The organism is Marivirga sp. (genome assembly GCF_051117495.1).
GTDB lineage: Bacteria > Bacteroidota > Bacteroidia > Cytophagales > Cyclobacteriaceae > Marivirga.
The window spans coordinates 38,778-65,669 of record NZ_JBNPEF010000013.1 but is presented as its reverse complement, the minus strand read 5'-3'; the positions used below and the strand labels follow the sequence as shown (position 1 = coordinate 65,669).

Sequence of the window (26,892 nt, the reverse complement as noted above, 5' to 3'; positions counted from 1 at the left end):
AGGTTGAAAAAATAATTAAATCCTAAACTATAAAATTATATTCAAGGTTAAAACTTTTTTCTGTGGATTTCTGTGGTTTCTGTGAGCTACCTAGGCGTCACCGCGTCCCCACCACAAACCGATCCTTTCCCTGCATATCCCCCAAAACTTTCACCTCCCCAAAACCTTTATCTTCCATAAGCTTTTTCACTTCCTTTCCGAATTGTTCGTTAATCTCAAAATACAATGCTCCACCATTTACCAAATTATTGAAAGCCATTTTAGTAATTCTTTCATAGAAAATCAATGCATCATGATCAGGAACAAATAGAGCAGTGGCAGGATCATGATCATAAACTTTAGCATCCATTCTAGCCTTCTCTTTTTCCATTACATAAGGTGGATTACTTACCCAAATATTGGCCTTAGGTAATTCAATTTCATCTTCGAGAATATCTGCCTGAATAAAATTGACTTGAGCATGGTTGAGGTCTGCATTTCTTTTGGCCGTTGCCAATGCAGCAGAACTGATATCCACTCCATAAACTTCACAATGCTTTCTTTCTTTGGCTATCGTGATGGGAATGATGCCACTGCCTGTTCCAATATCCACTATTAACTGCTCGCTTAAATCAGGATGCCTTTCTAAAATAAGATGGACTAATTCCTCTGTTTCCCTTCTGGGTATCAAAACATTTGAATTCACTAAAAACTGCCTTCCATAAAACTCAACCTTTCCTAAAATATGTTGAACTGGCTTACCTGATTTTAATTGGTTCAATATGGATTGTATGTTATCATTTAAATCGGAGGATATATCCAATTCCTTTTCAATTAAAATATCCATTCTGGAGATATTGAAAATATCTTCTATAATGAGCATTGCAATGGCCTCTGCTTCTGAAGCTTCTTCAAAATTTGAAATCTCCTTTTTTAAATGTTCTAGTAGTAATTTGCTGTTCATTTAAGAATCCTTTCCCCAAATTTCATCATTTTTTATTTAGTTTTGCCAATGATGCACAAACAAGATGAACTATTTATGCAACGTGCCCTTCAACTGGCTGGTTATGGCAGGGCAACTGTTAGCCCTAATCCTATGGTGGGTTGTGTAATCGTTTTGGATGGAGAAATAATTGGAGAAGGTTGGCATCAAAAAGCGGGTGAGCCTCATGCCGAAGTTTTGGCAATTCGTTCCGTCAAAAATGAGGAGCTATTAAAATCTGCTACTGCTTACGTTACTTTAGAACCTTGTGCCCATTATGGCAAAACCCCTCCTTGTGCTGAACTATTGGTGGAGAAACAACTTAAAAAAGTGGTGATAGGGGCAGTTGACCCAAACCCATTAGTGGCTGGTAAAGGAATTCAAATTCTGGAAAATGCAGGAATTGAAGTAAAAGCTGGGGTTTTGGAAAATGAATGTCTTGAAATTAATAGTGCATTCTTTACTTTTATGCAGAAAAAGCGACCTTTTATTGTTTTAAAGTGGGCTGAAACTGCTGATGGATTTGTAGCCAGAGAAAATTTTGATTCTAAATGGATCAGTAATCCACTATCTCGACAAATGGTGCACAAATGGCGTACAGAACTAGATGCTATTTTGGTAGGGAAAAATACAGTTCATTATGATGATCCCAAATTGACAGCTAGAGATTGGTCAGGTAAAAATCCCGTTCGATTAGTCATTGATCATCAATTGGCTTTAAGTGATGAGCTGAAAATTTTTGATAAAGAACAAAAGACTATTCTTTTTCATACTAAAGCTGAAAAGAGAAATTTGAATGGAGTTGATTCAATTCAGTTGGGACATGAAAATTTCTTGAATGAAATGATGGATTATCTTTATGGACAAAAAATTCAATCCGTACTAGTGGAAGGGGGGGCACAGACTATACAATCTTTTATTGACGCAGTACTTTGGGATGAAGCTCGAATTTTTAAGGCGCCTGTTGATTTTGTAACAGGAATTCAATCACCCCAACTAAATAATCAAAAGCTCGTTTTTCAAAAAAATATCATGGTTAAAAACCAAACAGATTTTTTAAGTATTTATCAAAATAAATAGTCTATAATCTTTAATCTAGCATATATAAATCTCATAAAATGTCAGAATCATTATTAATTGATGTAAATGCATCAAAAGAAGAAAAATATAAAGCATTGCTTCCTCAAATCAAGGCCTTGGTGGATGGAGAGGAAGATGTAGTGGCGAATTTGTCCAATATCACGGCTGCACTGAAAGAAGCTTTTGGCTATTTCTGGATAGGTTTTTATATAGTTAAAAATGGAGAATTAGTGTTGGGGCCATTCCAAGGACCCATTGCTTGTACTCGTATTCAAAAAGGAAAAGGTGTTTGCGGTACTGCTTGGGCAGATGCCAAAACCATTGTGGTTCCTGATGTAGAAGCCTTCCCGGGTCATATTGCCTGTAGTTCAGCCTCAAAGTCTGAAATTGTGGTGCCTGGCTTTAAAAATAATGAAGTGGCTTTGGTGTTGGATATTGACAGTGATGAACTCAATACTTTTGATGAAATTGACCAAAAATACTTAGAAGAATTAATGAATACTGTTTCTAAATTTTTATAAATAGAGCTTGTTAGGTTGTAACCAATGCAATTATGTTCAGGGAATTTCCTCAACGAGATTTTCGCTAAAGCGAAAATAACTTTTGTTTTCTTTTGTGGTTGGAATTTACTAAAGTTGTTGAAGATTGCCACCATTCTTTCTTAACCACAATAGAGACAAGAGAACACATAAAAAAATAACCTTGGTTATTTTTTTAGAATTTTAGTGAAATATGTTATATCAAAGCTCAAATAAATAGCATTGAAGCAATTATCATAAGATCATTTATATCTATTTGAAAAGGAGAATCAAATGAATATCGTTTGTGCAATTTAATTTTAGAATCCATATAAGACTTATTGAATGAATACCGATAAAGCATCCATAGGACATTTTTTTCAAGAATTACAAGCCGACATTTGCGATCAAATTTCAGTTGCAGACGGAAAAGGAAAATTTGAAATTGATGAATGGAGACATGAAAAGGGTGGAGGAGGTAAATCTCGCTTACTGCAAAATGGAAACGTTTTGGAAAAAGCAGGGGTAAATTTTTCTGCTGTAGAAGGCTCAGCTCCTGAAGGATTACTGAAAACCTTGGAAATAGATGCTAATCAGCATGATGATTTAAGTTTTTTCGCTACTGGTGTGTCCATAGTGATGCATCCTTTTAGCCCAATGGTGCCCATCATCCACATGAATGTGCGCTATTTCGAATTGAGCAATGGAACCTATTGGTTTGGAGGAGGAATTGACCTTACACCTCATATTATTGACAAATCGCAAGCCCAATATTTCCATCAGGAGATTAGAAAAGTTTGTAATCAACATGATATGGACTATTATCCCAAATTCAAAAAGTGGGCTGATGATTACTTTTATTTGCCTCATCGAAATGAAACCCGTGGAGTAGGAGGTATTTTCTTCGATCGGTTATCTGAAAATGAAAAACACAGCAAGGAAGAAATCTTTGCCTTTGTTCAAGATGTTGGAAAACTATTCGCTCCAGTCTATAGCCATTTGATGGAAATAAATAAAGATAGAAGCTTTTCAGATGAACATAAAAAATGGCAGTACCTAAGAAGAGGAAGATATGTGGAATTTAATTTAGTTTGGGATAGAGGAACTAAATTCGGTCTGCAAACTAATGGAAGAACAGAATCCATTCTCATGAGTATGCCACCCCAAGCCAATTGGACCTATGATTATCAAGCTGAGAAGGATTTTGAAAAAGATACTATGGCTTTATTAAAGAAAAATGTAGATTGGGTCGATATTCAATAGATTCTTTTTAGGTCATTTCTAAGTTTAACATTAATTTTCCTCAAATTTTTACAGAATGTTAGAATCATTGATAGAACTCGATCAACAATTTTTCCTTTGGCTTAATGGGCTTAATGCCGATTGGTTAGATCCTATTATGCTTTTTATAACCAAGAGGAATCCTTGGATTCTTTTATATGCACTGATTTTGTTTCTGGTCATTAGAAGGCTAAAATGGCAAAGTTGGTCTATGATTTTAGCTTTTGCATTATTAATAACGCTAGCCGATCAAGCAGCATCCGGTTTTTTTAAGCCTTTTTTTGAGAGGTTGCGCCCTTGCCATGAACCTGCCATTCAAGATCTTGTACACATGGTGAAAGGCTGTGGCGGTCAATATGGATTTGCTTCCAGCCATGCCTCTAATACATTTGCTTTGGCTTTTTTTCTTTGGTTTATATATAGAAATAATTATGCTAAAATCATGATAGGGTGGGCTGTGGTAGTCTCATATTCCCGAATTTATGTCGGGGTTCATTATCCGGGCGATATTATTATGGGAGCAATTTTGGGTATTATTGCGGCTATTATCACCTATCAATTATATAAAAGAATTTTCCCTAATCACTTAGAGAAAATTCATGGTGTTGTATAAAGCCTCCTTGTAAGAAGCGCCAATTGGAATCGACTTGACTTTTATATGTACGGTCAAATCTTCTATATAGTCTATTTTTTCAATGTTGACGATAAAAGATCTATGTACGCGCACAAATCGATGAACTGGTAATTTTTTCTCAACCCCTTTCATGGTATGATGTACAATATATTTCTTAGCCTCTGTGTTGATTACTACATAATCAGCCAAAGCTTCAACAAAAAGTATATCTTGCAACCTTAAGTGCACAATTTTCCCATCACTTTTGATGAAAATATGTTCTATAATATTCTTTTTCTTGCGGAAAGCTTCAATATTCCGCTGAGCCTTATTGATGGCCTGAACAAATCTTTCGTACTCAAAAGGTTTAACAAGATAGTCGGTGACCTTTTGTTCAAAAGCATCTACTGCATAGCTATCGTTAGCGGTTACAAGAATTACCTCATAACCATTATTTAAGCGCTGTGTTAGCTCAATACCGCTCATTTCAGGCATTTGCACATCAAGAAAAATAATATCTACTTCATGTTCTTCTAATAAATCAAGAGCACTATTCGCGTTTTCAGCTTCTGTAACTAATTTTAGACCATTAGTTTCCTTGATCTGTTTAGAGATATATTGTCTGAAAATTGGATCGTCATCCACTATCATGCAATTCAATTCTGAAGCCATATTGTAGTTGGTTAGTTGGTTTTATTGATTAGTTTATGTACATATTTCCCAATTATATCGAATTCTAAGTTCACTTCATCGTTTTTTTTCATTTTTTTGAAGTTTGTGTGCTCAAAAGTATAGGGAATTATGGCCACACTAAATTTTTCATCGCTAACATCAAAACAAGTAAGGCTTACACCATTTATGCAAATAGACCCTTTTTCTACCAATACATTTTCCGAAGAATCATAAGAAAAAGTAAATAACCAGCTTCCATCCTCATCTTTAATGTTCAGACATTTTCCCTTTCCATCTACATGACCCTGAACGATGTGGCCATCTAACCTTCCGTTCATAATCATGCAACGTTCCAAATTCACAAAATCCCCTTTTTGAAGATTCCCTATTGAAGATTTTTTTAATGTTTCGTCCACTGCAACTACGGTGTGTGCATCCGGATGCAATTCTGTTACCGTAAGGCATACACCATTATGGGAAATACTTTGATCTATTTTTAATTCATTGGAGATATCACTTTTGATGGTCAGTTTTAGGTTAGTGTTCTCTTTGTCTGCTGACACTATTTCTCCTAATGATTCTATAATTCCTGTAAACATATTGTAATATTAATTAAAAGTAAATGAATTGAAAAACACCCAAGCTTTCAATTAGTTTTAGTTAATTAATAAAATCCTAATTCATTTTATTCCTTTTAATTAGAAACTCAGCCAATACTTTTTGAATATTATCATTAATATTCACTCTTGTTAGATCAACTTTATACTGATGGCATTTTAAGGCTATTTGATTATAATACTCCTCTACTTTTTCGTGATAAGTTTCCTTTATTTGTGAAGGGTTTAATTTCATCTTTTGACCGCTTTCCAAATCTTCAATTAAATAAGGACGATCATCTAAATCAAAATCCAACTCGGTAGTAGGTTCATTTACTTGAAAAAACAGCACTTCGTGTTTTCGATGTTTGATATGCTGTATGGATTTAAAAAACTCTTCAAGTTGCTCTGGTTTTGTCATTAAATCACTGAAAATTATCACTAATGACCTTTTATGAATTTTTTCTGCCACAATGTGCAGGCTTTGACTTATTTCGGTACTTTTCTGTTGTTGATTTTGCTGTAAAATTTTTTGCAAATGAACAAATATGTTTTGCAAATGAGCCCTTGTTGACTTTGCCTCAGTAAATACATCTATTCTATCAGAAAAGCTTATCAATCCAACCGCATCTCTTTGTCTTTGCAAAAGATAAGCTAAGGTAGAGGCAGCTAAAATACTAAACCTAATCTTACCATTATTTTGCGTGGGATAATACATGGAAGAGCTATTGTCCAATAATATATAGGCCCTTAAATTAGTTTCTTCATCATACCTTTTGGTGTAAAGCCGATCAGTTTTCGCATAGACCTTCCAATCAATGTGACGAGTACTTTCTCCTGTATTATATAATCTATGTTCAGCAAACTCAACCGAAAACCCATGGAAAGGAGATTTGTGCATGCCGGTAATAAATCCTTCGACCAGCTGTTTGGCCAATAAATCCAATGATGGTATTTCAGGAAGGTTTTCTAATGATATGTCCATGAATATTATATACTTATTTATTTAAAGTTATGTTTTGGCAATTTAATAAGGGCAATTTGCAAAAGTGTAAGGGTTTGTACTATATTTAAGCCAAATAATTAAAAACAACATTTAGATAGATTAGTGAAAGAGTTTATGGAAAGAGAACAGGAAGAATTATTTTCGAAGAGAGTTAGAGCTGGAAAAAGAACTTATTTCTTTGATGTAAGAACAACAAAAGCCAATGATTATTATTTGACCATTACCGAAAGCAAAAGAAAACCAAAAGATGATGGTTTTACTTTTGAAAAGCACAAAATATTCTTGTATAAAGAAGATTTTAATAAATTCGTTAATGCATTAGGCGAAACGGTAGATCACATCAAAACCGATTTGATGCCGGAATTTGACTTCACTCAGTTTGATAGAGATGAAGATGATGACGATTTAAGCTGGAATTAAAATTTACAAATTAAAGCTTCTTTATCTAGAGGAGCTTTAATTCATTCTATTAAAGATTGGAATTTAATTTTTAACCAAATACGTGGATTTATAAAATCTATGTCAGAACTTTGGGCTTCAATAAAGAATTACCAATTTCTGAATTTGAATTAATGTACAAATCCATAATCCGTCCTTTATTATTTAAGTTGTCAGCTGAAAAAGCACACCACCTCACCTTTTCTTTAACCAAAATTTTTTTCAATATTCCCGGAGTAAAATCCTTCAATAAAAGCCTGTTTAAAGTTAAATCACTTAAACTTGAGCAAGAATTGTTTGGCTTAAAATTTCCCAACCCAGTGGGCTTGGCTGCGGGTTTCGATAAGGACGCCAAGCTTATTGATGAGTTAGCCTCTTTGGGTTTTGGGTTTATAGAGATTGGCACCATTACGCCAAAAGCACAGTCTGGAAATCCAAAACCTCGACTTTTTCGACTGACTGAAGACAGTGGGATTATTAATCGAATGGGATTTAACAATCAGGGGATTGAAGGAGCGATTAAACGACTGCAAAAACGAAAAAGCAATGTAATCATTGGGGGGAATATCGGAAAAAACAAAGTCACGCCTAATGAAGAAGCTTTCAATGATTATGAAAAATGCTTTCTTCAACTTTATCCGTATGTAGATTATTTTGTTGTCAATGTAAGTTCGCCCAATACCCCCGGATTAAGAGAATTACAGGAAAAGGAGCCATTGATGCAATTATTAAATCATTTAATGGAATTAAATCAGCAACAGGAAAAAGTTAAGCCCATATTATTAAAGATTGCACCAGACTTAACAAATCAACAATTGGATGATATAATTGAAATTGTGAATGAAACTAAAATAGCAGGTGTAATTGCTACCAATACAACCATCAGTCGTGAGGGATTAAAAACTCCTGCTGAAAAAGTAGAAGCTATAGGAAACGGTGGTCTAAGTGGACGACCATTAGGGAAACGAGCCACTGAAGTGATCCGATATTTAAGTGAAAAATCGAATCAAGCTTTTCCCATTATTGGAGTTGGAGGGATTTTGTCAGCTGAAGATGCTATTGAAAAGTTGGAAGCAGGCGCAAGTTTAGTCCAACTTTACACAGGCTTTATTTATGAAGGGCCTAGCTTAATTAAAAGAATCAATAAAGCCATTCTTAAAAAATCTCACAACTGATTTTTATGTAGCTAATTGCAGAATAGAAATAAATTCAGCATTTTACAGCTAAAAAACTGTCTGATATGGAACAAAGTGCTGTAACTGCGATTTTTCTTCCTTTAGCTTTAGGAATTATTATGTTGGGAATGGGGATGACGCTCACACCCAATGATTTTAGAAAAGTAGCCCTTTATCCAAAAGCGGCCGTCATTGGCTTAGTCTGTCAATTAATTCTTTTGCCTTTGATTGGTTTTGGATTGGCTGCACTATTATTTACAATTCCCGAGCTAGCGGTCGGATTGATTTTGATTTCGCTATGTCCTGGGGGAGCTACTTCAAATTTAATTTCTCATTTAGCTAAAGCAGATTTGGCATTATCCATCAGTCTTACGGCCATCAGTAGTATCATCACTAATTTCAGTATCCCCATTTTATTGAATATTGCATTAGCACATTATATGACAGGAGAAAAAGCGATTTCACTTCCATTTTTTAAAACATTTATTCAGATTTTTTTGGTGACTATTTTCCCTGTCATCATTGGGATGATCATAAAGAAGAAGCGCCCGCATTTTGCCATTAAATCTGAAAAGGCCATGAATGTCATTTCAACATTTTTCTTCGTACTCATTCTGCTGGCAGCCATATTAAAGGAAAGGGAAAATATTATACCATATTTTGAACAGGCTGGAGTTGCCGCTATTATTTTGAATATAACAGCCTTGTTAATGGGGTTTATTTTGGGTAAATTATTTGGCTTAAACAAAAGGCAAAGAAGCTCCATTGCCATTGAGACAGGCATTCAAAACGGAACTTTAGCTATAGCATTGGCATTAAGTCCTGCTATTTTGAATAATACTCAAATGGCAGTACCCGCTGCTATTTACAGCTTATTGATGTTTGTGACCGCTGCTGTAGTAATAATGATTTCTAAAAAACAAAATTCGCAAGAGGCTTTAAAAGAACTATCTTTATCTTAAATTATAAACCTATCAAACATGAATAATAAAATATGGATTTTTGGGGCTCTATTGTTGAGTTCTTTTCATTTGCTTGCTCAAGATGAGACTGAATTGGTAAAAAATACGATTAAGAAAAGCACAATCAAAGGACATATATATTTTCTAGCTTCCGATGAATTGGCTGGAAGAGAAACGGGAACTCCTGGAATAGATGTTGCTGCCCGTTATATTTCAACCACTTTTCAAAGATATGGCGTTTCACCAGTTGAGGGTGCATCGGAAGGATATTTTCAGGAAGTGCCCCTTGTGCAAAATATAGCTCCGGATGCATATGCACTGCAGATTGACGGAGAATCAGTTGCTTCCGAAAATTTAATAAGAGTTGAGGGTTCTGATGTAAATAGCGAACCCGAATATATTTTCTTGAATTATGGAACAGAGGAAGATTTTGAATTTGATGGTGTAGAAGGAAAAGTTGCAGTGGTGCTTGCCGGTCAGGAAGGTAATCAAGATTATAGATTTGTTTACCAAGCCAGTGGCAAAAAATCCAGATTGGCCAAAGAAGCAGGAGCTGCTGGAATAGTAGAATTACATACTGAAAATCCGGATAGCTGGAAGACTTTTCAAAGTTTTATGGGCAGGGGTTCATCATTAGGATTTGAGTCTAATGATAAAAGCGATAGCTTTTTTAAACTGTGGGTGAATGATGCAGATAAAAAGTGGTTGGAAAAGCTGGAGAAAAGAAAAAAGTCTGAATTGAATGTTACAATAGGGAAAGAAATGCAATTGCCAGTACCTTCCAAAAATGTAGTAGGGATGGTAGAAGGAACTGACCCAGATCTTAAAGACGAGTTTATTATTTACTCAGCCCATTATGATCATTTAGGAATTGGCAAGGCCAATGCGGAAGGTGATTCTATTTATAATGGTGCTAGAGATAATGCTGTTGGAGTGGTAACCGTGATGAGTGCAGCCGAAAGTATCGCTAAGAACCCAACAAAGCGCTCTGCATTGTTTATTTTATTTACTGCAGAAGAAAAAGGCTTATTGGGAAGTAAATACTATGTGGAAAATCCTTTAATTCCTTTAAATCAAATGGTTTATTGCTTTAATAGTGATAATGGTGGATATAACGATACAAGTTTAACCACTATTATTGGCTTAGAGAGAACCACAGCTGGTAAACATATCAAAAGCGCTTCGGAAGCCTTTGGTTTGAAAGCAATTGATGATCCTGCAGGTGAGCAGGGGCTGTTTGATAGAAGTGATAATGTTAATTTTGCCAGAAAAGGTATTCCGGCTCCAACTTTTAGTTTAGGGTTTACAGCATTCGATGCTGAAATTGGGAAATATTATCATCAGCAATCTGATAATCCTGAGAGCATTGATTATGACTATATGGAACAATTTTTCAGGGCTTTTGTATTATCTGCCAGATTAATTGCGAATGATGAAGAAACTCCATTTTGGACCGAGGGTGATAAATATTATGATGCAGGTAAAGCGCTTTACAATAAATAAACCTACTTACTTAGTCAATTTTTTAGTTTAATCGAATACTGTCAGGTTTATAAACTAGTTTTAAATGGTTGTTGTAACCAACCATACAATCTTCCTTGGTCGGTGGCACACTGACCGGAAACCGTGATGAATAATTTAATTAAACTAGACAAGTTTCATCCGCATTTTGAAGCTTACAAAGTAGGAGTAATAATAAAATAGCTTCCTGAAATTCTTATCAGGGAGCTATGCTATTTTACTTGAATTTCGAATATCCATTTTTGATAATCTGTGAAATTTCCATCTCCTGGGCTTCCAGTTAATACAATCTCTACGGTCTCCATACCTTTAAATCCCTCCTTAGCCTGAAATTTGTAGGTTGCCCATTGCATTTCGCTTATTTGAAATTGCTGTGCTTGTTTGCGTATGTCAAAACCACCTTCAACAGGACGAGTATCACCAAATTTATACTCATATAATTCTGTTCCATCTAATGTTACTTTGATAACATCAGTATCTAAATCGTTATCCATATTTTCCTTACAACTAATGAAAGATATTAAAATGATCAGAATTAATGCATATGTTTTCATATAATCAAGACACAGTTTTTACTTAAATGGTTGATTTGTAATTGTTTTTTAACCAAAATAAGAATCGAAATTAGGTTTTTAATATTTGTAACTCCTGTTACAAACAAAGCCTGAGCAAAAACCGTATCTTTGTAAAAATATGTTCAATTTATAAATAATAGTTATGAACCATAAAAATATTAGTCCAGAAGAATTTGATAAGCTTTCAAAAGAACCTAATACCGAAATTATTGATGTTCGTTCCCCAGAGGAGAAAGTAGAAGGTTTTATAGAAGGTGCCAAGGTGATCAATATCATGGGTCCAACTTTTGCGGAAGATATCAAGGCGCTGGACAAAGATAAAACTTATTTGGTGTACTGCAGAAGCGGAAACAGGAGCAGTACAGCTTGTGGATTTATGGCAAGCAATGGATTCGATAAGTTATACAATTTGGATGGTGGAATCCAAGCTTGGAATCAATACAGCAAGTAAACTAATTAAGATGGAATCATTAGAAGTAAAAAACGTGAAGTGTGGAGGTTGTGTGGATGCTATTAAAAACGGATTGGCTGAACTAGAAGGTATAGAGGTGAAAAATATTGATATCCCGACTGGAAAACTTGATTTTGAAAGTGAAGGCAAAACTCCATTAAGTACAGTAAAAGAGAAATTGGATAGCTTGGGTTATCCAACAAATGCATAATTATGGCAAGTTTTGGAGAGTTAATTAAAAGTGAAACCCCTGTTTTGATGGATTTTTATGCCGATTGGTGTGGTCCATGTAAAATGATGGCTCCTTATTTAGAAGAGGTGGCACAGAAAATGAAGGGGAAAGTGAAAGTGATAAAAGTGGACGTGGACAAAAACCAACAAGCTTCCCAAAAATATCAGGTGCAGAGTATTCCTACTTTAATTTTGTTCCAAAATGGGCAAATTAAGTGGAGGCAAGCAGGCGTAGTAGATCCTAATACGATTATGTCACACATCAATCAATTAGGAAATTAATATGAAGAAGAATAAATTATTGTTGCCAATCCTAGCAGTTTTGACTTTAGGATTGGCTCCATATTTTCCAGAGCCTCATTTTTTTGGTAAAATTCGTTGGTGGGTTCTCGGTGGGGGAGAAGGCATGCAATCAGCAGATTATTTCGATTTGTTGATGCATGGCGCACCTTGGGTGTTTTTAGCTTATCGCTTGATCGAGATGTTTATTAAATCCTTGAAAAAGCAAAATTCATAAAATAAAATGCTCATTTGCCTAATGGGCATTTTTTTTATATTATTAAAGACAATATTATGCTAGAAACCTGAGTTCCATTTTAAATACCTGCAAAATATCTTAAAACCGTCATTTCGGTCCCGATAAATCGGGATTAAATTTTCAAAAAAGAAAATTATCCGAAATCTTAACATAGCCTTTTGAAGGAGATAACGGATAAATTAATACTTTTTGAAATTTAAGTATTAATTCTCCGGTATAGCCTGTCCCGCATTGCGGGAACGATGCTTGTATTAATCGAACTAAGGTTAGTGTTTTCCGGAATCTTAGAGACCTGACAGGTTTGAGTGAAAGCAAAAGTATCAAAAAATGAACTAAACAGTTTCCAAGAAAGTCCTGAAGGAAACACACTTGTCTTGAAATTTCTTGATATGCTCTTCTCTTAATCTCGGAGCCTCATCAGTCATATATTTTTCAAGCTTATCCAATTCATCAGTAAAATACTGCACAGCGTAGGTTTCACCCTCATTTTCAGTTTCATTTAACAAGCGAAGGATTTTATGCTCATGAAAAAATCCAGTGGCCAAAATGTCTGGAATATGAACCTCCTTCATCCATGCCAACCAGCTTTCTTCTACTTCTTTTTCAACATTAACAGTAACATTATAAATAATCATGGCGTTTTTCAGATTTTTTTTACAAATTTGACACATTGTTGTTGATTCTGAAAACATTTTCAAAAGCATGTGGTTATTTTTTTACTTATCAACCCAATAAAAATAGTTACAATAGAATTATACTTTAATTTAAACAGGTAAGTAGAAAGGAGAGAAGCATAGTGAGCAGTTATTCAATTAAAGATTTAGAACACTTATCAGGCATTAAAGCCCATACTCTAAGAATATGGGAGCAACGCTATAATTTCATTGAGCCTAAGAGAACCGATACCAATATTCGTTATTACAGTGATGATGATTTAAAATTGGTCTTGAACATCAGTACGCTCAAGGAGAATGGGTATAAAATATCCAAAATCGCTAAAATGAATGAAGAGGAACTCAACCAGGAGGTTCTTAAAATAGCGGAGACTAATCTAAGATTTCCAGATCAAATTAACTCTCTAACATTGAGTATGATTGATATGGATGAAGATAGGTTCGAGAGTATATTAAACAATAATATATTGAAGTATGGCTTCGAACGAACCATGCTTAATATAATCTATCCATTTTTGGCTAAAATTGGAATGCTCTGGCAAACAGGAAGTATTTTGCCAGCACAGGAGCATTTTTTATCTAATCTAATTCGTCAAAAAATGACGGTAGCCATTGATGGGCAATATGTTACAGAAAGAGAGTCCAAAGGGAAATGGCTTTTATATCTGCCTGAAGGGGAGTTACATGAATTATCGTTAATGTTTGCCGCCTTCTTGTTAAGAGCTAGAAAATTTAAAGTTATTTATCTTGGACAAAATTTACCTAAATCTGATTTATATTCAGTAAAAGAAATTCATGAACCAGATTATGTACTTACAATTTGTACAGCAGCACCAAAAAAATCAGAAGTTCAGGAATATATTGACGAAGTGGCCGATTTATTCAGCAGTGCTACAATGTTTGTAGGTGGATTTCAAGTTATAGGGCAAGATATCAAGAGAAGGAAGAATGTCGAGTTCATCATGAAAATGGAAGACTTAATTGATTTCATCAATGAAAAAGATATTGAACTTTCCCCTAAAAGACCTGAAGGTCAAAAAAATATGAGATACGAGTAAATTTAACTTAATTTTAATTATGCATCAAAGCTATCCAAATGGATAGCTTTTTTTATGCTCATTAATTACCAGTATTTAATGTTGCTAATTAATTTACATATTTTTCTGCTTTAAGATAAAAACTAAATCATTAGAAAATTATCCTTTTCCTTTCTTAATAAATAAAACCAAAACCTTAAGGCTCACTCATCATTTTTACTGAGTTTTTAATAAGAAAGTCTCAAAACCCATATCCATAAAAAAAAATTTAATTGAAGTATAAATATTTTTTGTTCAACATTAATTAAACTTTTATTTTTAATGTAGATACATGTAAAAATTTGCTTTAACATCGTTTAAAGCCATTAATATAGGGTATGAAGCTTATTTTGGATGTTTCAGTATTTATAATGTTTAATTAAAATATAAAAAAATTAAACAAAATATTTGGTTATTGTTTAATTAAATAATAGATTTGTTAAACAACATTAAACATTGACAATCATGACAGCATTAGAATTTGGTTACGCGATTAACAATATGACAAAATCCATGAAACCGTTTGCTTTAAGGCTGACGAAAGACATGGAGCAGGCAAATGATTTAATTCAGGAAACTGTTTTGAAAGCATTTTCAAACCGAGAGAAATTCTCAGAGGGTACTAATTTGAAAGCATGGTTGTTTACTATCATGAAAAATACTTTCATAACCAATTATCAAAGAATGGTGAGGAGAAAAACTTTCATTGATACTACTGAAAATTTACACTTTATCAATTCAACAGAAAATATTGCACAGAATTCAGCTTATGGCTCCTTTGCGATGGATGACATTGTTAAACAAATTGCTAAGTTGGATGATGTTTACAAAGAACCTTTCATGATGCATTACAGAGGGTTTAAATATCATGAAATAGCTGAAAAATTGGAAATTCCTATAGGAACTGTAAAAAATAGAATCCATATTGCCAGAAAAGAGTTAAAGGATGCATTGAAGATATATGCATAATTCGATAAGTTAATGGCAAACAAAAAAGTAATAGTAATTGGTTCTGGTTTTGCAGGTTTATCTACGGCAACTTACTTGGCTAATCAGGGCTGTGAGGTGACAGTCTTAGAAAAAAATAAAGATTTAGGAGGACGAGCCCGTCAGTTCAAAGCTGAGGGCTTTACTTTTGATATGGGGCCGAGTTGGTATTGGATGCCAGATGTTTTTGAAAAGTATTTTGAGACGTTTGGGAAAAAAGTATCAGACTATTACGATCTGCAGCGATTAGACCCTTCTTACCATGTAGTTTTTGGTAAAGATGATATTTTGAAAGTCCCTGCCAATATGCAGGAATTTAAAAATATGCTCGAGCTTCTTGAAAAAGGAAGTGGCGAACAATTAGATAAATTCCTTCAACAAGCGGCCTATAAATATGAAAAAGGTATTAATGATTTGGTTTATAAACCAGGTCGATCGCTAACCGAATTCATGAGCATAAAATTGCTTTTTGATATGGTCCGAATGGATATTTTTTCTTCCATTTATAGTCATGTTAGAAAATTCTTTAAGAACGAGCGCATCATTCGTTTAATGGAATTTCCAATTCTTTTTTTGGGAGCCCTTCCAGAAAATACACCTGCACTTTATAGTCTAATGAATTATGCTGATATCAGCTTAGGAACTTGGTATCCTAAAGGCGGAATGCATAAAATAGTGGAAGGAATGGTGAAATTAGCCGAAGAACAGGGGGTGAAATTTATAACCGACCAAGAGGTTTTATCAGTGGATTGCGAAGGAAAACTGGCCAAAAAAGTTATAACCAAAAATGCTACTTATGAGGCAGATGTAGTGGTTTCTTCTGCTGATTACCAACATACTGATCAATCTATTTTACCAGAAAATTTCAGGAATTACGACAAAAATTATTGGGAAAGTCGAACCATGGCGCCTTCTTCATTAATTTTTTATTTAGGAATAGATAAAAGAATTGAAGGTTTAGTGCATCATAATTTATTCTTCGATCATGATTTTGGCCCTCATGCAAAAGAAATTTATGAAAATCCAAAATGGCCTGAAGCTCCGTTATTTTATGTGAGTGCGCCATCCAAAACAGATGATACCGTTGCCCCAGAAGGAAAAGAAAATATTTTTATTTTAATGCCAGTGGCACCAGGTCTGGAAGATAATGAGGAAATAAGAGAAAAATATTATGATCTTATTATGGACAGAATGGAAAAAATATTAGGAGAAGACATCAAGAAATACGTAACTTATAAGCGTAGTTATGCACATAATGATTTCATAAATGATTATCATTCGTTTAAAGGAAATGCTTATGGCTTGGCGAATACTTTAAAGCAAACAGCTATATTGAAGCCTGCTTTAAAAAATAAAAAACTGAAAAATTTTTATTATGCTGGACAGTTAACAGTGCCTGGACCGGGAGTACCTCCATCCTTGATATCAGGACAGGTTGTGGGCAAAGAGGTAATGAAAGATTTCAATTAGAATTAACAGCATGGATGCTAAAGAACTATTTAACCAAACCACATTTGAATGCAGTAAGCTGATTACGAACCGATATAGTACGTCTTTCAGTTTGGGCATTAAAAGTCTGGATAAAAAATTTCATTACCCTATTTATGCTATCTATGGTTTCGTTCGCTATGCAGACGAAATTGTAGATACCTTTCATGATAAAGATAAATCATCCCTATTAAGAGAATTTAAAGCACAGACTTATGAAGCAATTAAAAATCAAATCAGCTTAAACCCTGTTTTGCATTGCTTTCAAATGGTAGTGAATGAATACCAAATTGATCACAAATTAATTGAAGCATTTCTGCATAGCATGGAAATGGATTTGCAGGATATTGAATATGAGCAATCTTCCTATGAAGAATATATCTATGGTTCTGCTGAGGTAGTGGGCTTAATGTGTTTAAAAATTTTTTGCGATGGAAATGAAGACGAATATCAAGAGTTACTGCCACCCGCAAAAAGTCTAGGTTCAGCTTTTCAAAAAGTAAATTTCTTAAGAGATATTAAATCTGATTATTACGAAAGAGGAAGGGTTTATTTTCCAGGAGTAGATTTCAATGATTTTTCTGTCTCTCATAAAGAGAAAATTGAAGCCGATATTCAAAAAGATTTCGACCATGCGTATGAAGGAATTGTTAAACTTCCTAGAGGAGCAAGATGGGGCGTTTATTTAGCCTATACTTATTATTTAAAGTTATTTGATAAAATAAAGCGCTTTCCGCCCAACAAAATATTAGAAGAAAGAGTAAGAGTTCCAGATTCTAAAAAACTATTTCTGCTGTTGGGTAGTTATGTTAAACATCAGTTCAATACGCTTTAAAAATTGCCATGATGAACCTAAATGTTAAAATTGATAATAGCTCAGGATTCTGTTTTGGTGTAGTTTATGCCATCGAAATGGCAGAAGATATGCTCGATGAACAAGGATATCTTTATTGTCTAGGTGATATTGTGCATAATGATGAAGAAGTAAAGAGGTTAGAAGCTAAAGGGCTAAGAATTATAGACCGGGAGGCTTTGAAAGAATTAAAAGATGAAAAAGTTTTAATTCGTGCACATGGTGAGCCTCCATCTACCTACAAACTAGCCATTGAAAATAATTTGACATTGGTTGATGCTTCTTGCCCAGTAGTATTGAAATTACAAAATAGAATCAAAAACTCATTCGATAAAAAAGAACAAATATTTATATACGGAAAGCACGGTCATGCTGAGGTTGAAGGTCTTTTAGGACAAACCAATCAGGAAGCCGTTGTTTTTCAAGATATAAACGAATTAGATATTGATAGCTTACCAAGGGAAATGACTTTATATAGTCAAACCACCAAAAGCACTGATAATTTTTATAAAATCAAAGAAACACTTACTGAGGCGGGGATAAGTGTAAATGCGAATGACACTATTTGCCGTCAGGTTTCCAATAGAGATAAAGAATTAAGGTCTTTCGCAGGAGAATTTGACAAAGTCGTGTTCGTTTCGGGAACCAAATCATCCAATGGAAAGGTTTTATATAATGTTTGTAAGGATAAAAATCCAAACACCTATTTCATCTCCAATATCACTGAATTAGATAAAAATTGGTTTAAGGAAAATGATTCAGTAGGGATTTGCGGTGCTACTTCCACGCCTATGTGGTTGATGGAACAAGTTCGAGATGAATTATTGAAATTATAATCTAAATCTTATTTAAATTGCCATCATGTCGGAAGTATTGATCATATTATTTTATGCATTTTTAATTTTGGGAACCTTTTTTTTCATGGAAGGTGTAGCTTGGTTTACCCATAAATATATCATGCACGGATTTCTTTGGACATGGCACAAATCCCATCATAAAGTGCATAATCATAAACTGGAAAAAAATGATTTGTTTGCCGTAGTTTTTAGTGTTCCTTCAGCAGGACTTATTATGGCCGGTATTGAATTCCCACAGCTTAGATGGCTCTTATTTGTAGGGATAGGAGTGGCTTGTTATGGTGTTTTCTACGTCTTGTTTCATGATATTTTGGTGCACAGAAGAGTAAAACTGAAATTCAAGGCTAAAAATTCTTATCTAAGAAGAATGATGAGAGCACATTATATTCATCATGAAGTACACACCAAAGAAGGAGCCGAAGCATTTGGCTTTCTATACGCTCCCAAAAAATATGAGCCTAAAGAAGAGAAAAGTAAGGCTTAATCCAACATCTCTTCCTTCAACTTCTCCCAATCCTCATTTTTATATTTTTGATAACAATGTTGATGATAGCCGTCAAGTTTAATCAGCGAACCAAAGAGCTTTACTTTTTCAGATTTATTTAAATTACCTACCAAATGTTGACTGACTTCATTAGCTCGATTCATTACTGAAAAACTCGCCATTTTTCCTTTTTCAGTAAGTTTTAAATGCTTACTCCTTTTATCCGTTTCATTTGCTTTTTCTTTTAGGATTCCATTTTTAACTAGTCTTTTGATGATTTCAAAAATGGTGGTTTTCTCTGCAAGTGAATGTTGGGCAACTTCCGATTTGCTGCATCCCTCATGACTCATCACAAATAAAGCTACTCCAAATTCTGTTAAATTATGAATAGGCTGATTCGCAAAAGCTTTCTTTTCCCAGATTTGAGTAAAACTCATCATTCTTCCCCAAACCCAACCTATATATTCATCTGGTGAATTCGCTGGAAATGGAAAAGGCATTTTTTTACTCATTTCACCTAATTCATTTCCAGTATTCTCTTCTTTTTCATCCTCGATCAAACTTTTCCCAAACTCACTCATAGTTGCATTAGGATTCTTTTTTAAAAAATCTTGATAGAGTTGAAGAAGCCTAATTCCTTTGTCTAACATTTTTTGAAAAATTTTATTCTAATGTTAAAACAACTTTGTAACATAAATGTTATGAATTTGTAATAATATTAAATCATAAACTTAAATTTTGAAAATGAAACGTAACATTTTTGGGTTAATTAGTACCGTTATCGTTCTGGTTGTATTTTCTCAATCACTTTTTGCGCAAGGAATGGCTAGTTTTGGTGGTTATGTAAAGGACGCCAAAACAGAAGAGCCATTAATAGGAGCAACCGTATTAATAGAAGGGACTGAATTAGGAGCCGTTACAAATATTGAAGGCTATTATGAAATTAAAAATATTGAACCAAAATCATATACAGTTACTGCTTCTTACGTAGGTTATCAGAAAGTTTCCAAATTCAATGTGACAGTGCGTTCAGGTGGAATACCTAATGTGAATTTTGAATTGTCAGAAGATGTGGAGCAATTGGAAGGGGTTACGGTACGAGCTAATCCATTTAAGAAAAATGAAGAGACTCCGCTTTCAATTCAAAGATTATCTCCTGAGGAAATCGCCACCTATCCTGGAGGAAATAACGATATAGCCAAAGTAGCTCAATCTTTGCCGGGAGTAAGCGGTTCTGTTGGGGGATTCCGAAATGATATTATAATTCGTGGTGGAGCGCCCAATGAAAATGTATATTATTTAGATGGAATTGAGATTCCCAATATCAATCATTTTAGTACACAGGGTAGTGCTGGAGGGCCAGTAGGCTTATTAAATGTTTCCTTTTTTGAGGGGGTTACTTTATCTTCGAGTGCTTTTGCGAGCCAATATGATAATGTGCTTTCAGGGGTTTTGCAGTTTGATCAAAGGGATGGGAATAGAAGAGAATTTCGAAATAATTTTAGATTGAGCAGTAGTGAAGCTGCAGTAACCACCGAGGGCCCTTTATTCAAAAAGAAAGATGAGGAGGCTAGCAATACTTCTTTTATCGCATCTGTAAGAAGGTCATATTTACAATTGTTATTTCAAGCTATCGATTTACCCTTTTTGCCTGATTACTGGGATTATCAATATAAGGTCACACATAAATTTGATGATTACAATGAATTGGTATTTACAGGTGTGGGTTCCATTGATGACCTAACTATTAATGCTCCTGATGACTTTGATGCTGAACAACAAGCGGTCTTAGACCAATTGCCGGTAATTCAGCAATGGAGTACCACTTCAGGCCTAAGCTGGAAAAGAAGGTTTATAGATAATTCTGGTTTTATGACCACTGCTTTAAGTACCAATATTTTAAATAATCAATTTGAGCAATTTGAAGATAATGTCAATCAAGAAGGCTTAGTGTTTAGTAATAACTCCCAAGAACAAGAAGTTAAATTGCGCTATAACCTCACCAAGTTTATAGAAGACTGGACTTTCAATACCGGTTTCATCCTTCAAGAGGCCATCTACTCCAATAACTCTGAATTGATAGATGACAATAGGGGATTTAGTTATGAGAATAGCCTGAATTTTACAAGGTATGGTTTTAATGCTCAAGCATCTCGTAATTTTCTGAAAGATAGATTTGGGCTATCGGCCGGTTTTAGGGTTGATGGAAATACCTTCATGGAAACTGGAAATGAAATTTACAGAACTTTCAGTCCTAGATTTTCGGCTTCCTATACATTCGATGAGAAAAGAAAATGGACAGTAAATGCTTCGGTGGGTAGGTATTATAAAATCCCTCCTTATACAATCCTAGGGTTTACAGACCAGAACGGAGCGTATGCTAATCAAGATGCAGAATATATTCAAAGTGATCATTTAGTGGCAGGAATTGAATACTTGGTGACTCCTTCAGCACGCTTTAGTATAGAAGGTTTTTACAAGAAATATGACAACTATCCTGTTTCAGTAGTAGATAGTGTTTCCTTGGCAAATCTCGGGGGTGGTTTTTCAGTATTGGGAAATGAAAATATTCAAAGTATAGGCTTAGGAAGAACTTATGGAATGGAGTTTTTGTACCAGAGAAAATTGACCAAAGATTTCTATGCTATTTTGGCATATACGCTTTACAGAAGTGAATTCACTGGATTTAATGAGGATGAATATTTACGATCAACCTGGGATAACCGAAATTTATTGACCTTTACAGGAGGTTATAAATTTGGTAACAACTGGGAGATTAGTGCAAGAGTTCGTTATCTAGGGAAAACTCCTGTTGCCCCAGTTGACCAAGAGGCTACTTTAAACTCCTATCCAACCATCATAAGAGACTATTCGAGACAAGGAGATTTATTGTTGGATCCATTTAACCAAACCGATATAAGAATTGATAAGAAATGGAATTTCGATAATTGGACCTTTAATATTTTCCTAGAAGTGCAAAATGCATTTGCTCAAGATTTACCTTCTGAACCTAGTTTTGGTTTAAGGAGAAATGATAATGGTGAGATTATTCAACCAAGAGAATTGGTTAGAATTGCTGACGTTACCAATAGTTCTTTATTGCCTAATTTGGGGATAGTGATTGATTTTTAGAATCTTTATAGAATAAAATCTTTCTTATTTTAAATTCTTTCAAATAATAGTTTAATTTTGGGACTCTTAAATTAATGTAGTTGAACTGCTATACACAGTTCAATCTGATCTTTACAATCTAAAATTAAACTATCATTAAATGAAAATAGCAGTAATAGGCACAGGTTATGTAGGATTAGTAACGGGAACATGTTTTGCGGAGACCGGCAATCATGTGACCTGTGTGGACATAGACGAAGCAAAAGTAAATAAATTACAGTCAGGTAAGGTGACCATTTACGAGCCTGGTTTAGAAGTGATTTTTGAAAGAAACATTAAGCAAAACAGATTGGACTTTACTACCAATCTCGAAGAAGGGATCAAAGAAGCAGAAGTTATATTCCTGGCATTACCAACCCCTCCAGGAGGAGACGGAGCCGCTGATTTGCAATATGTTCTGAAAGTGGCCGATGATTTAGGCCATATATTGGAAAATTACGCTGTAATAGTAGATAAAAGTACTGTGCCTGTAGGTACTGCAGATAAAGTGCATGCAGCGATCTCAAAAAATGCCAAAGTAGATTTTGATGTGGTCTCCAATCCTGAGTTTTTGAGAGAAGGAGTTGCAGTAGATGATTTCATGAAGCCGGACAGAGTAGTGATCGGAACGCAATCTGAGAGTGCTATTAAAATAATGCAAAGATTGTACGAGCCATTGGTTCGTCAGGGCAATCCGATCATTTTTATGGACGAGAAATCAGCTGAGTTGACCAAATATGCGGCCAATTCATTTCTGGCTACCAAAATTACCTTTATGAACGAAATCGCTAATCTTTGTGAAAGACTGGGCGCCAATGTTGATATGGTTCGCAAAGGCATTGGAACCGATACAAGAATTGGGAAGAGGTTTCTTTTTGCGGGAATAGGATATGGCGGAAGCTGTTTTCCGAAGGATGTTCAAGCCTTGGCAAAATCGGCCAAAGATGCCAATTATGATTTTAAGATATTGAATGCGGTAATGGATGTGAACACCACACAAAAAACGCGTTTAATTGAAAACCTTAAAGGCTATTTTAAAAATGATTTAAATGGCAAGACCATTGCGATGTGGGGCTTGGCTTTCAAACCCAATACTGATGACATCAGGGAAGCACCAGCCTTATATAACATAGAAGCTTTGACTAAAGCAGGAGCAAAGGTTCAAGCTTATGATCCTGAAGCAATGGAGAATGTTAAAGGGCAAATAGGGGATCAGATCACCTATTCAGAAAATCCTTATGATGCCTTGAAAGGAGCAGATGCCTTGATGATCATGACCGAATGGCCGGTGTTCAGGACTCCGGATTTCAATGAAATCAAAAAAGAATTGAAGGAGCCTTTAATTTTAGATGGAAGAAATTTATATGATCTGGAGCAGATGAAAGAATTGGGCTTCACTTATTTCAGCATTGGAAGATAATTATTATGGCTAAAGAAAGAGTATTAATTACTGGGGCTGCGGGATTTTTAGGTTCTCATTTATGTGACAGATTCATTAAAGAAGGCTATGATGTAGTCGGGATGGATAACCTCATCACGGGTTCTATGGATAATATTGCTCATTTGATGGGGAAAGAGAATTTTGAATTCTACCACCATGATGTGACCAAATATGTGCATGTGCCGGGTGAATTGAAATACATCCTTCACTTTGCCTCTCCTGCCAGTCCAATTGACTACTTAAAGATCCCAATCCAAACATTGAAAGTGGGGGCCCACGGCACTCATAATTTATTGGGATTGGCAAAGGATAAGAAAGCTAGAATATTGGTGGCTTCCACATCGGAGGTATATGGAGATCCTTTGATTCATCCACAAACTGAAGATTATTATGGAAACGTTAATCCAATAGGCCCAAGAGGGGTTTATGACGAGGCCAAAAGATTTATGGAATCTATTACCATGGCTTATCACACATATCATCAATTGGAAACCCGTATTGTCAGGATTTTTAATACTTATGGCCCCAGAATGAGGTTAAATGACGGAAGGGTACTGCCTGCTTTCATTGGCCAAGCTTTAAGGGGAGAAGACCTCACCGTTTTTGGAGATGGTTCCCAAACCCGTTCATTTTGTTATGTGGATGATTTGGTAGAAGGGATTTATAGATTATTGTTAAGTGACCATTCTGATCCGGTAAATGTTGGGAATCCTGATGAGATTACCATTTCGGAATTTGCAGAAGAAATCATTAAATTGACAGGTACAAAACAAAAAGTAATTTATAAGGATTTGCCTAAAGATGACCCTAAAAAGAGGCAACCAGATATCACCAAAGCTAAAGCCTTGCTAGGTTGGGAGCCAAAAGTGAGTAGGCAAGAAGGATTGAAAATCACTTATGATTACTTTAAATCCTTGGATAAGGAGAAATTGTTCCAAAAGGAGCATAAAGATTTTGAAAAATATATAGTAAAGTGATGTCAAAAAAAGTACTAGTTACTGGCGGATTAGGATATATTGGTTCTCATACAGTGATAGAGTTAATGAATCAAGGATATGAACCTTTGATAATTGATAACCTATCCAATAGTGATATTTCTGTTTTGGAAAGATTGGAGAGAATTTGCGGTAAGCGCCCTGAATTTCAGCAGGTGGAGATGAGGGATAAGGAGCAATTACAAGAAGTTTTCTGGAGTAATAACAATCAAATTATTGGTGTAATACATTTTGCGGCTGTTCTTTTGGTAGGAGAGTCGGTTGAAAAACCTTTGCATTATTATTATAATAACATTACCTCCACTATCAATTTATTGGAGTGCATGAATGAATTTGATGTAAAACCCATCGTTTTTTCTTCTTCTTGCACCGTTTATGGAAATCCTGATCAATTGCCAGTAAATGAAAATGCTCCCATAAAACCTGCGATTTCTCCTTATGGAAACACAAAAAAAGTTTGCGAAGACATTTTAAAAGATGCTAGTATTACTCACCCTATTAAAGTGGTTTCATTAAGATATTTTAATCCTATAGGAGCTCATAAATCTTCGTTAATTGGAGAATTTCAATCTGGTCCACCACATCATTTAGTGCCTTACATAACTGAAACTGCCAGCGGAAAAAGAGAAAAGTTAAACATATTTGGAGGCGATTGGAATACTTCGGATGGTACCTGCGTTCGAGATTATATACATGTGTCAGATGTGGCAGAAGCCCATATTAATGCTATGGAATATGCCATAAAACAAACGGATAACTCATTCAATGTATTTAATATTGGTACTGGCAATGGATATTCTGTTTTGGAAATGGTAAAAAGTTTTGAAAAAACCACAGCTGTGAAAGTTCCTTATGAAATAGTAGATAGAAGGCCAGGCGATGTTGAGGCCGTTTACGCGGATACTTCAAAAGCTAATAATGAGTTGGGCTTTAGAACTAAAAGAGGGCTAGATGAAATGTTAAAATCTGCTTGGGACTGGGAGCAGGCATTAGCGAAGGACAAATAAAAATATGTTTCTTAGTTGATTTGTAAAAATTGATTTCAAACTAAAATATCATTAGATTTGAAAAAAACTATCATGCTTAACCATCTCCATCTTATTGGCATTTCATTACTTTTAATTTTTGTTTCTTGCTCATCAGATAATACAAATGAAACCGCAAACAATGAAAGTGTTGAATTCCAATTCGAAATTATTGATTCTTTAATTGTTGATTATTTAGGAACTCCTTTGCTAAGTGATTTTTCCCCAAATCAAGAGCGTATCTTATTGTATAATAGCAGGAATACCGAATTCATTGTTACGGATAAAAACGGTGAGATTTTAAAGCAATTTTCAAAGGAGGGGGATATACCTGATAATCCAGGAACTTTAGCCGACAGACCCATTTTTTATGATAATGAGACGATTATTGCCCATGGTCAAAAAGGAATTTGGGCATATAATTTTGAAGGGGAAAACGTGTGGAAAATTGAAAGAGAAGAACCAATAAGTTATTGGTTTAGCAAAAGTTATGGAAGAAGTATGTATTTGCTTGATCCACCTCATTACTTTACGGTAATCAATTATGATTTATTAGCATTAAATGCTTCAAATGATAGTTTATATGAAAATCAGCATGCTTTAAAAGTAGTTAATAGGCAGGCTAAATCAATACAAGCAGTTATTCCATTAGAATCTTTCAGTCGTTATTTAGACGGTAAAGGATATCAACCTTCAAGTATGCTTCCTTCAAATCATTTGAATGGCAATAAAATGGTGATAAGTTACAGTAAGGATGAAATTGTTTATCTGTATGATTGGGTAAATGAATCCTTTCAGCTTGCAGATACATTTTCTCTTAAAATTGAACCATTTTATTTGGACGAAGGTAAGGAACGAGACTCCTTTGAAGGTCAGAATGGTTTTATGTTTGGAGGAAAAATCGGAGAAGCTGAGGTCAGGGGTTCATGGTTAATGGATGACAATCGTATTTTAGTTCAATATAATCGCGGGGTAAAAGAATCAGAACGGCAAGAAGCTAAAACTGAAAGTGTGGGTGAAAACAGTATCAGATTGATTATGCCAGATAATGTACCGGCCGATCAATTTCAAATATATAAGGATGGAGAAAAATTTGGTACTCCATTCAATAAAATCAAAGCACTTTCTAGCCTATTACATATCGAAGGAGATACTTTTTGGTTTAAAAAGAATAATGAAGCATTAGGTGTTGAGGATGATTACGCTGTTTTTTATAAAACAAAACTTGTCCAAAAATAAAATAT

Annotated in this window: 30 protein-coding genes; 23 read left to right on the top strand and 7 right to left on the bottom strand. The window is 34.7% G+C overall.

What is annotated here, in order from left to right; genetic code table 11:
* Positions 1-97 precede the first annotated feature (97 nt).
* Positions 98-943 (bottom strand): peptide chain release factor N(5)-glutamine methyltransferase, encoded by an 846-nt coding sequence (gene prmC / locus ACFE0M_RS07070; RefSeq protein WP_434545049.1) that lies wholly within the window; start codon positions 941-943, stop codon positions 98-100.
* 51 nt (positions 944-994) lie between these two features.
* On the opposite strand from prmC, the gene ribD reads away from it, so the two are divergent.
* From ribD to ACFE0M_RS07050, 4 genes are all read left to right on the top strand, one after another.
* Positions 995-2,041: a bifunctional diaminohydroxyphosphoribosylaminopyrimidine deaminase/5-amino-6-(5-phosphoribosylamino)uracil reductase RibD gene (gene ribD / locus ACFE0M_RS07065; protein ID WP_434545162.1), complete on the top strand. Its 1,047-nt coding sequence runs from the start codon at positions 995-997 to the stop codon at positions 2,039-2,041.
* 38 nt (positions 2,042-2,079) lie between these two features.
* Complete coding sequence (locus ACFE0M_RS07060) at positions 2,080-2,562, top strand: GAF domain-containing protein (RefSeq protein WP_434545048.1); 483 nt, start codon at positions 2,080-2,082, stop codon at positions 2,560-2,562.
* A gap of 342 nt (positions 2,563-2,904) precedes the next feature.
* Entirely contained in the window at positions 2,905-3,822 is a 918-nt protein-coding gene (gene hemF, locus ACFE0M_RS07055) for an oxygen-dependent coproporphyrinogen oxidase (RefSeq protein WP_434545047.1), read from the top strand.
* Positions 3,823-3,877: 55 nt separating this feature from the next.
* A complete protein-coding gene (locus tag ACFE0M_RS07050) occupies positions 3,878-4,453 on the top strand; it encodes a phosphatase PAP2 family protein (RefSeq protein ID WP_434545046.1) in 576 nt (191 codons plus the stop codon).
* Here the strand turns inward: ACFE0M_RS07050 and ACFE0M_RS07045 are convergent.
* From ACFE0M_RS07045 to ACFE0M_RS07035, 3 genes are all read right to left on the bottom strand, one after another.
* Entirely contained in the window at positions 4,427-5,125 is a 699-nt protein-coding gene (locus tag ACFE0M_RS07045; RefSeq protein WP_434545045.1) for a LytR/AlgR family response regulator transcription factor, read from the bottom strand. The two genes, ACFE0M_RS07050 and ACFE0M_RS07045, sit on opposite strands and share 27 nt — an antisense overlap.
* An 11-nt stretch (positions 5,126-5,136) precedes the next feature.
* Complete coding sequence (locus ACFE0M_RS07040; RefSeq protein WP_434545044.1) at positions 5,137-5,724, bottom strand: riboflavin synthase; 588 nt, start codon at positions 5,722-5,724, stop codon at positions 5,137-5,139.
* Positions 5,725-5,800: 76 nt separating this feature from the next.
* Positions 5,801-6,706: a DUF58 domain-containing protein gene (locus tag ACFE0M_RS07035; RefSeq protein ID WP_434545043.1), complete on the bottom strand. Its 906-nt coding sequence runs from the start codon at positions 6,704-6,706 to the stop codon at positions 5,801-5,803.
* 135 nt (positions 6,707-6,841) lie between these two features.
* On the opposite strand from ACFE0M_RS07035, the gene ACFE0M_RS07030 reads away from it, so the two are divergent.
* From ACFE0M_RS07030 to ACFE0M_RS07015, 4 genes are all read left to right on the top strand, one after another.
* Entirely contained in the window at positions 6,842-7,147 is a 306-nt protein-coding gene (locus tag ACFE0M_RS07030) for a DUF3276 family protein (RefSeq protein WP_434545042.1), read from the top strand.
* 152 nt (positions 7,148-7,299) lie between these two features.
* Positions 7,300-8,340 (top strand): quinone-dependent dihydroorotate dehydrogenase, encoded by a 1,041-nt coding sequence (locus ACFE0M_RS07025; RefSeq protein WP_434545041.1) that lies wholly within the window; start codon positions 7,300-7,302, stop codon positions 8,338-8,340.
* Between the two features lie 65 nt (positions 8,341-8,405).
* The gene (locus tag ACFE0M_RS07020) at positions 8,406-9,302 is read left to right on the top strand and encodes a bile acid:sodium symporter family protein (RefSeq protein ID WP_434545040.1); all 897 of its coding nucleotides are present in this window, start codon (positions 8,406-8,408) and stop codon (positions 9,300-9,302) included.
* 18 nt (positions 9,303-9,320) lie between these two features.
* Positions 9,321-10,805 carry a M28 family peptidase gene (locus ACFE0M_RS07015; protein ID WP_434545039.1) on the top strand — a complete coding sequence of 495 codons (1,485 nt, stop codon included), beginning with the start codon at positions 9,321-9,323 and terminating at the stop codon, positions 10,803-10,805.
* 230 nt (positions 10,806-11,035) lie between these two features.
* Here ACFE0M_RS07015 and ACFE0M_RS07010 read toward each other — a convergent pair whose 3' ends face one another.
* Positions 11,036-11,317, bottom strand: a complete 282-nt coding sequence (locus ACFE0M_RS07010) for a hypothetical protein (RefSeq protein ID WP_434545038.1) — start codon at positions 11,315-11,317, stop codon at positions 11,036-11,038.
* A gap of 223 nt (positions 11,318-11,540) precedes the next feature.
* Here ACFE0M_RS07010 and ACFE0M_RS07005 point away from each other — a divergent pair, with 223 nt between their 5' ends.
* The 4 genes from ACFE0M_RS07005 to ACFE0M_RS06990 are packed head-to-tail and all read left to right on the top strand — an operon-like array spanning position 11,541 to position 12,597.
* Complete coding sequence (locus ACFE0M_RS07005) at positions 11,541-11,849, top strand: rhodanese-like domain-containing protein (protein ID WP_434545037.1); 309 nt, start codon at positions 11,541-11,543, stop codon at positions 11,847-11,849.
* A 10-nt stretch (positions 11,850-11,859) separates the two neighbouring features.
* Entirely contained in the window at positions 11,860-12,060 is a 201-nt protein-coding gene (locus ACFE0M_RS07000) for a heavy-metal-associated domain-containing protein (protein WP_434545036.1), read from the top strand.
* A 2-nt stretch (positions 12,061-12,062) separates the two neighbouring features.
* Complete coding sequence (gene trxA / locus ACFE0M_RS06995; protein ID WP_434545035.1) at positions 12,063-12,362, top strand: thioredoxin; 300 nt, start codon at positions 12,063-12,065, stop codon at positions 12,360-12,362.
* Between the two features lies 1 nt (position 12,363).
* Positions 12,364-12,597, top strand: coding sequence for a hypothetical protein (locus ACFE0M_RS06990; protein WP_434545034.1), 234 nt, complete (start codon positions 12,364-12,366; stop codon positions 12,595-12,597).
* A 353-nt stretch (positions 12,598-12,950) separates the two neighbouring features.
* Here ACFE0M_RS06990 and ACFE0M_RS06985 read toward each other — a convergent pair whose 3' ends face one another.
* A complete protein-coding gene (locus tag ACFE0M_RS06985) occupies positions 12,951-13,253 on the bottom strand; it encodes a DUF4286 family protein (RefSeq protein WP_434545033.1) in 303 nt (100 codons plus the stop codon).
* A gap of 161 nt (positions 13,254-13,414) precedes the next feature.
* Between ACFE0M_RS06985 and ACFE0M_RS06980 the strand changes: the two genes are divergently transcribed.
* From ACFE0M_RS06980 to ACFE0M_RS06955, 6 genes are all read left to right on the top strand, one after another.
* On the top strand, positions 13,415-14,350 hold the full coding sequence (locus tag ACFE0M_RS06980; RefSeq protein ID WP_434545032.1) for a MerR family transcriptional regulator: 936 nt from the start codon (positions 13,415-13,417) through the stop codon (positions 14,348-14,350).
* Positions 14,351-14,833: 483 nt separating this feature from the next.
* On the top strand, positions 14,834-15,337 hold the full coding sequence (locus ACFE0M_RS06975) for an RNA polymerase sigma factor (RefSeq protein ID WP_434545031.1): 504 nt from the start codon (positions 14,834-14,836) through the stop codon (positions 15,335-15,337).
* Between the two features lie 12 nt (positions 15,338-15,349).
* Positions 15,350-16,825 carry a phytoene desaturase family protein gene (locus tag ACFE0M_RS06970; RefSeq protein WP_434545030.1) on the top strand — a complete coding sequence of 492 codons (1,476 nt, stop codon included), beginning with the start codon at positions 15,350-15,352 and terminating at the stop codon, positions 16,823-16,825.
* Between the two features lie 10 nt (positions 16,826-16,835).
* The gene (locus tag ACFE0M_RS06965; RefSeq protein ID WP_434545029.1) at positions 16,836-17,678 is read left to right on the top strand and encodes a phytoene/squalene synthase family protein; all 843 of its coding nucleotides are present in this window, start codon (positions 16,836-16,838) and stop codon (positions 17,676-17,678) included.
* 8 nt (positions 17,679-17,686) lie between these two features.
* Positions 17,687-18,532, top strand: a complete 846-nt coding sequence (locus ACFE0M_RS06960; protein WP_434545028.1) for a 4-hydroxy-3-methylbut-2-enyl diphosphate reductase — start codon at positions 17,687-17,689, stop codon at positions 18,530-18,532.
* A 25-nt stretch (positions 18,533-18,557) separates the two neighbouring features.
* Positions 18,558-19,037: a beta-carotene hydroxylase gene (locus tag ACFE0M_RS06955; RefSeq protein WP_434545027.1), complete on the top strand. Its 480-nt coding sequence runs from the start codon at positions 18,558-18,560 to the stop codon at positions 19,035-19,037.
* Here ACFE0M_RS06955 and ACFE0M_RS06950 read toward each other — a convergent pair.
* Complete coding sequence (locus ACFE0M_RS06950; protein ID WP_434545026.1) at positions 19,034-19,687, bottom strand: MarR family winged helix-turn-helix transcriptional regulator; 654 nt, start codon at positions 19,685-19,687, stop codon at positions 19,034-19,036. The two genes, ACFE0M_RS06955 and ACFE0M_RS06950, sit on opposite strands and share 4 nt — an antisense overlap.
* 94 nt (positions 19,688-19,781) lie before the next feature.
* Here ACFE0M_RS06950 and ACFE0M_RS06945 point away from each other — a divergent pair, with 94 nt between their 5' ends.
* From ACFE0M_RS06945 to ACFE0M_RS06925, 5 genes are all read left to right on the top strand, one after another.
* Complete coding sequence (locus ACFE0M_RS06945) at positions 19,782-22,169, top strand: TonB-dependent receptor (RefSeq protein WP_434545025.1); 2,388 nt, start codon at positions 19,782-19,784, stop codon at positions 22,167-22,169.
* Positions 22,170-22,308: 139 nt separating this feature from the next.
* Positions 22,309-23,607: a UDP-glucose dehydrogenase family protein gene (locus ACFE0M_RS06940; protein WP_434545024.1), complete on the top strand. Its 1,299-nt coding sequence runs from the start codon at positions 22,309-22,311 to the stop codon at positions 23,605-23,607.
* Between the two features lie 5 nt (positions 23,608-23,612).
* Positions 23,613-24,605 carry a UDP-glucuronic acid decarboxylase family protein gene (locus ACFE0M_RS06935; protein WP_434545023.1) on the top strand — a complete coding sequence of 331 codons (993 nt, stop codon included), beginning with the start codon at positions 23,613-23,615 and terminating at the stop codon, positions 24,603-24,605.
* Entirely contained in the window at positions 24,605-25,630 is a 1,026-nt protein-coding gene (galE, locus tag ACFE0M_RS06930; RefSeq protein ID WP_434545022.1) for a UDP-glucose 4-epimerase GalE, read from the top strand. Before ACFE0M_RS06935 ends, galE begins: the two co-directional genes overlap by 1 nt.
* 57 nt (positions 25,631-25,687) lie before the next feature.
* Positions 25,688-26,887: a hypothetical protein gene (locus ACFE0M_RS06925; RefSeq protein WP_434545021.1), complete on the top strand. Its 1,200-nt coding sequence runs from the start codon at positions 25,688-25,690 to the stop codon at positions 26,885-26,887.
* Positions 26,888-26,892: the final 5 nt, after the last annotated feature.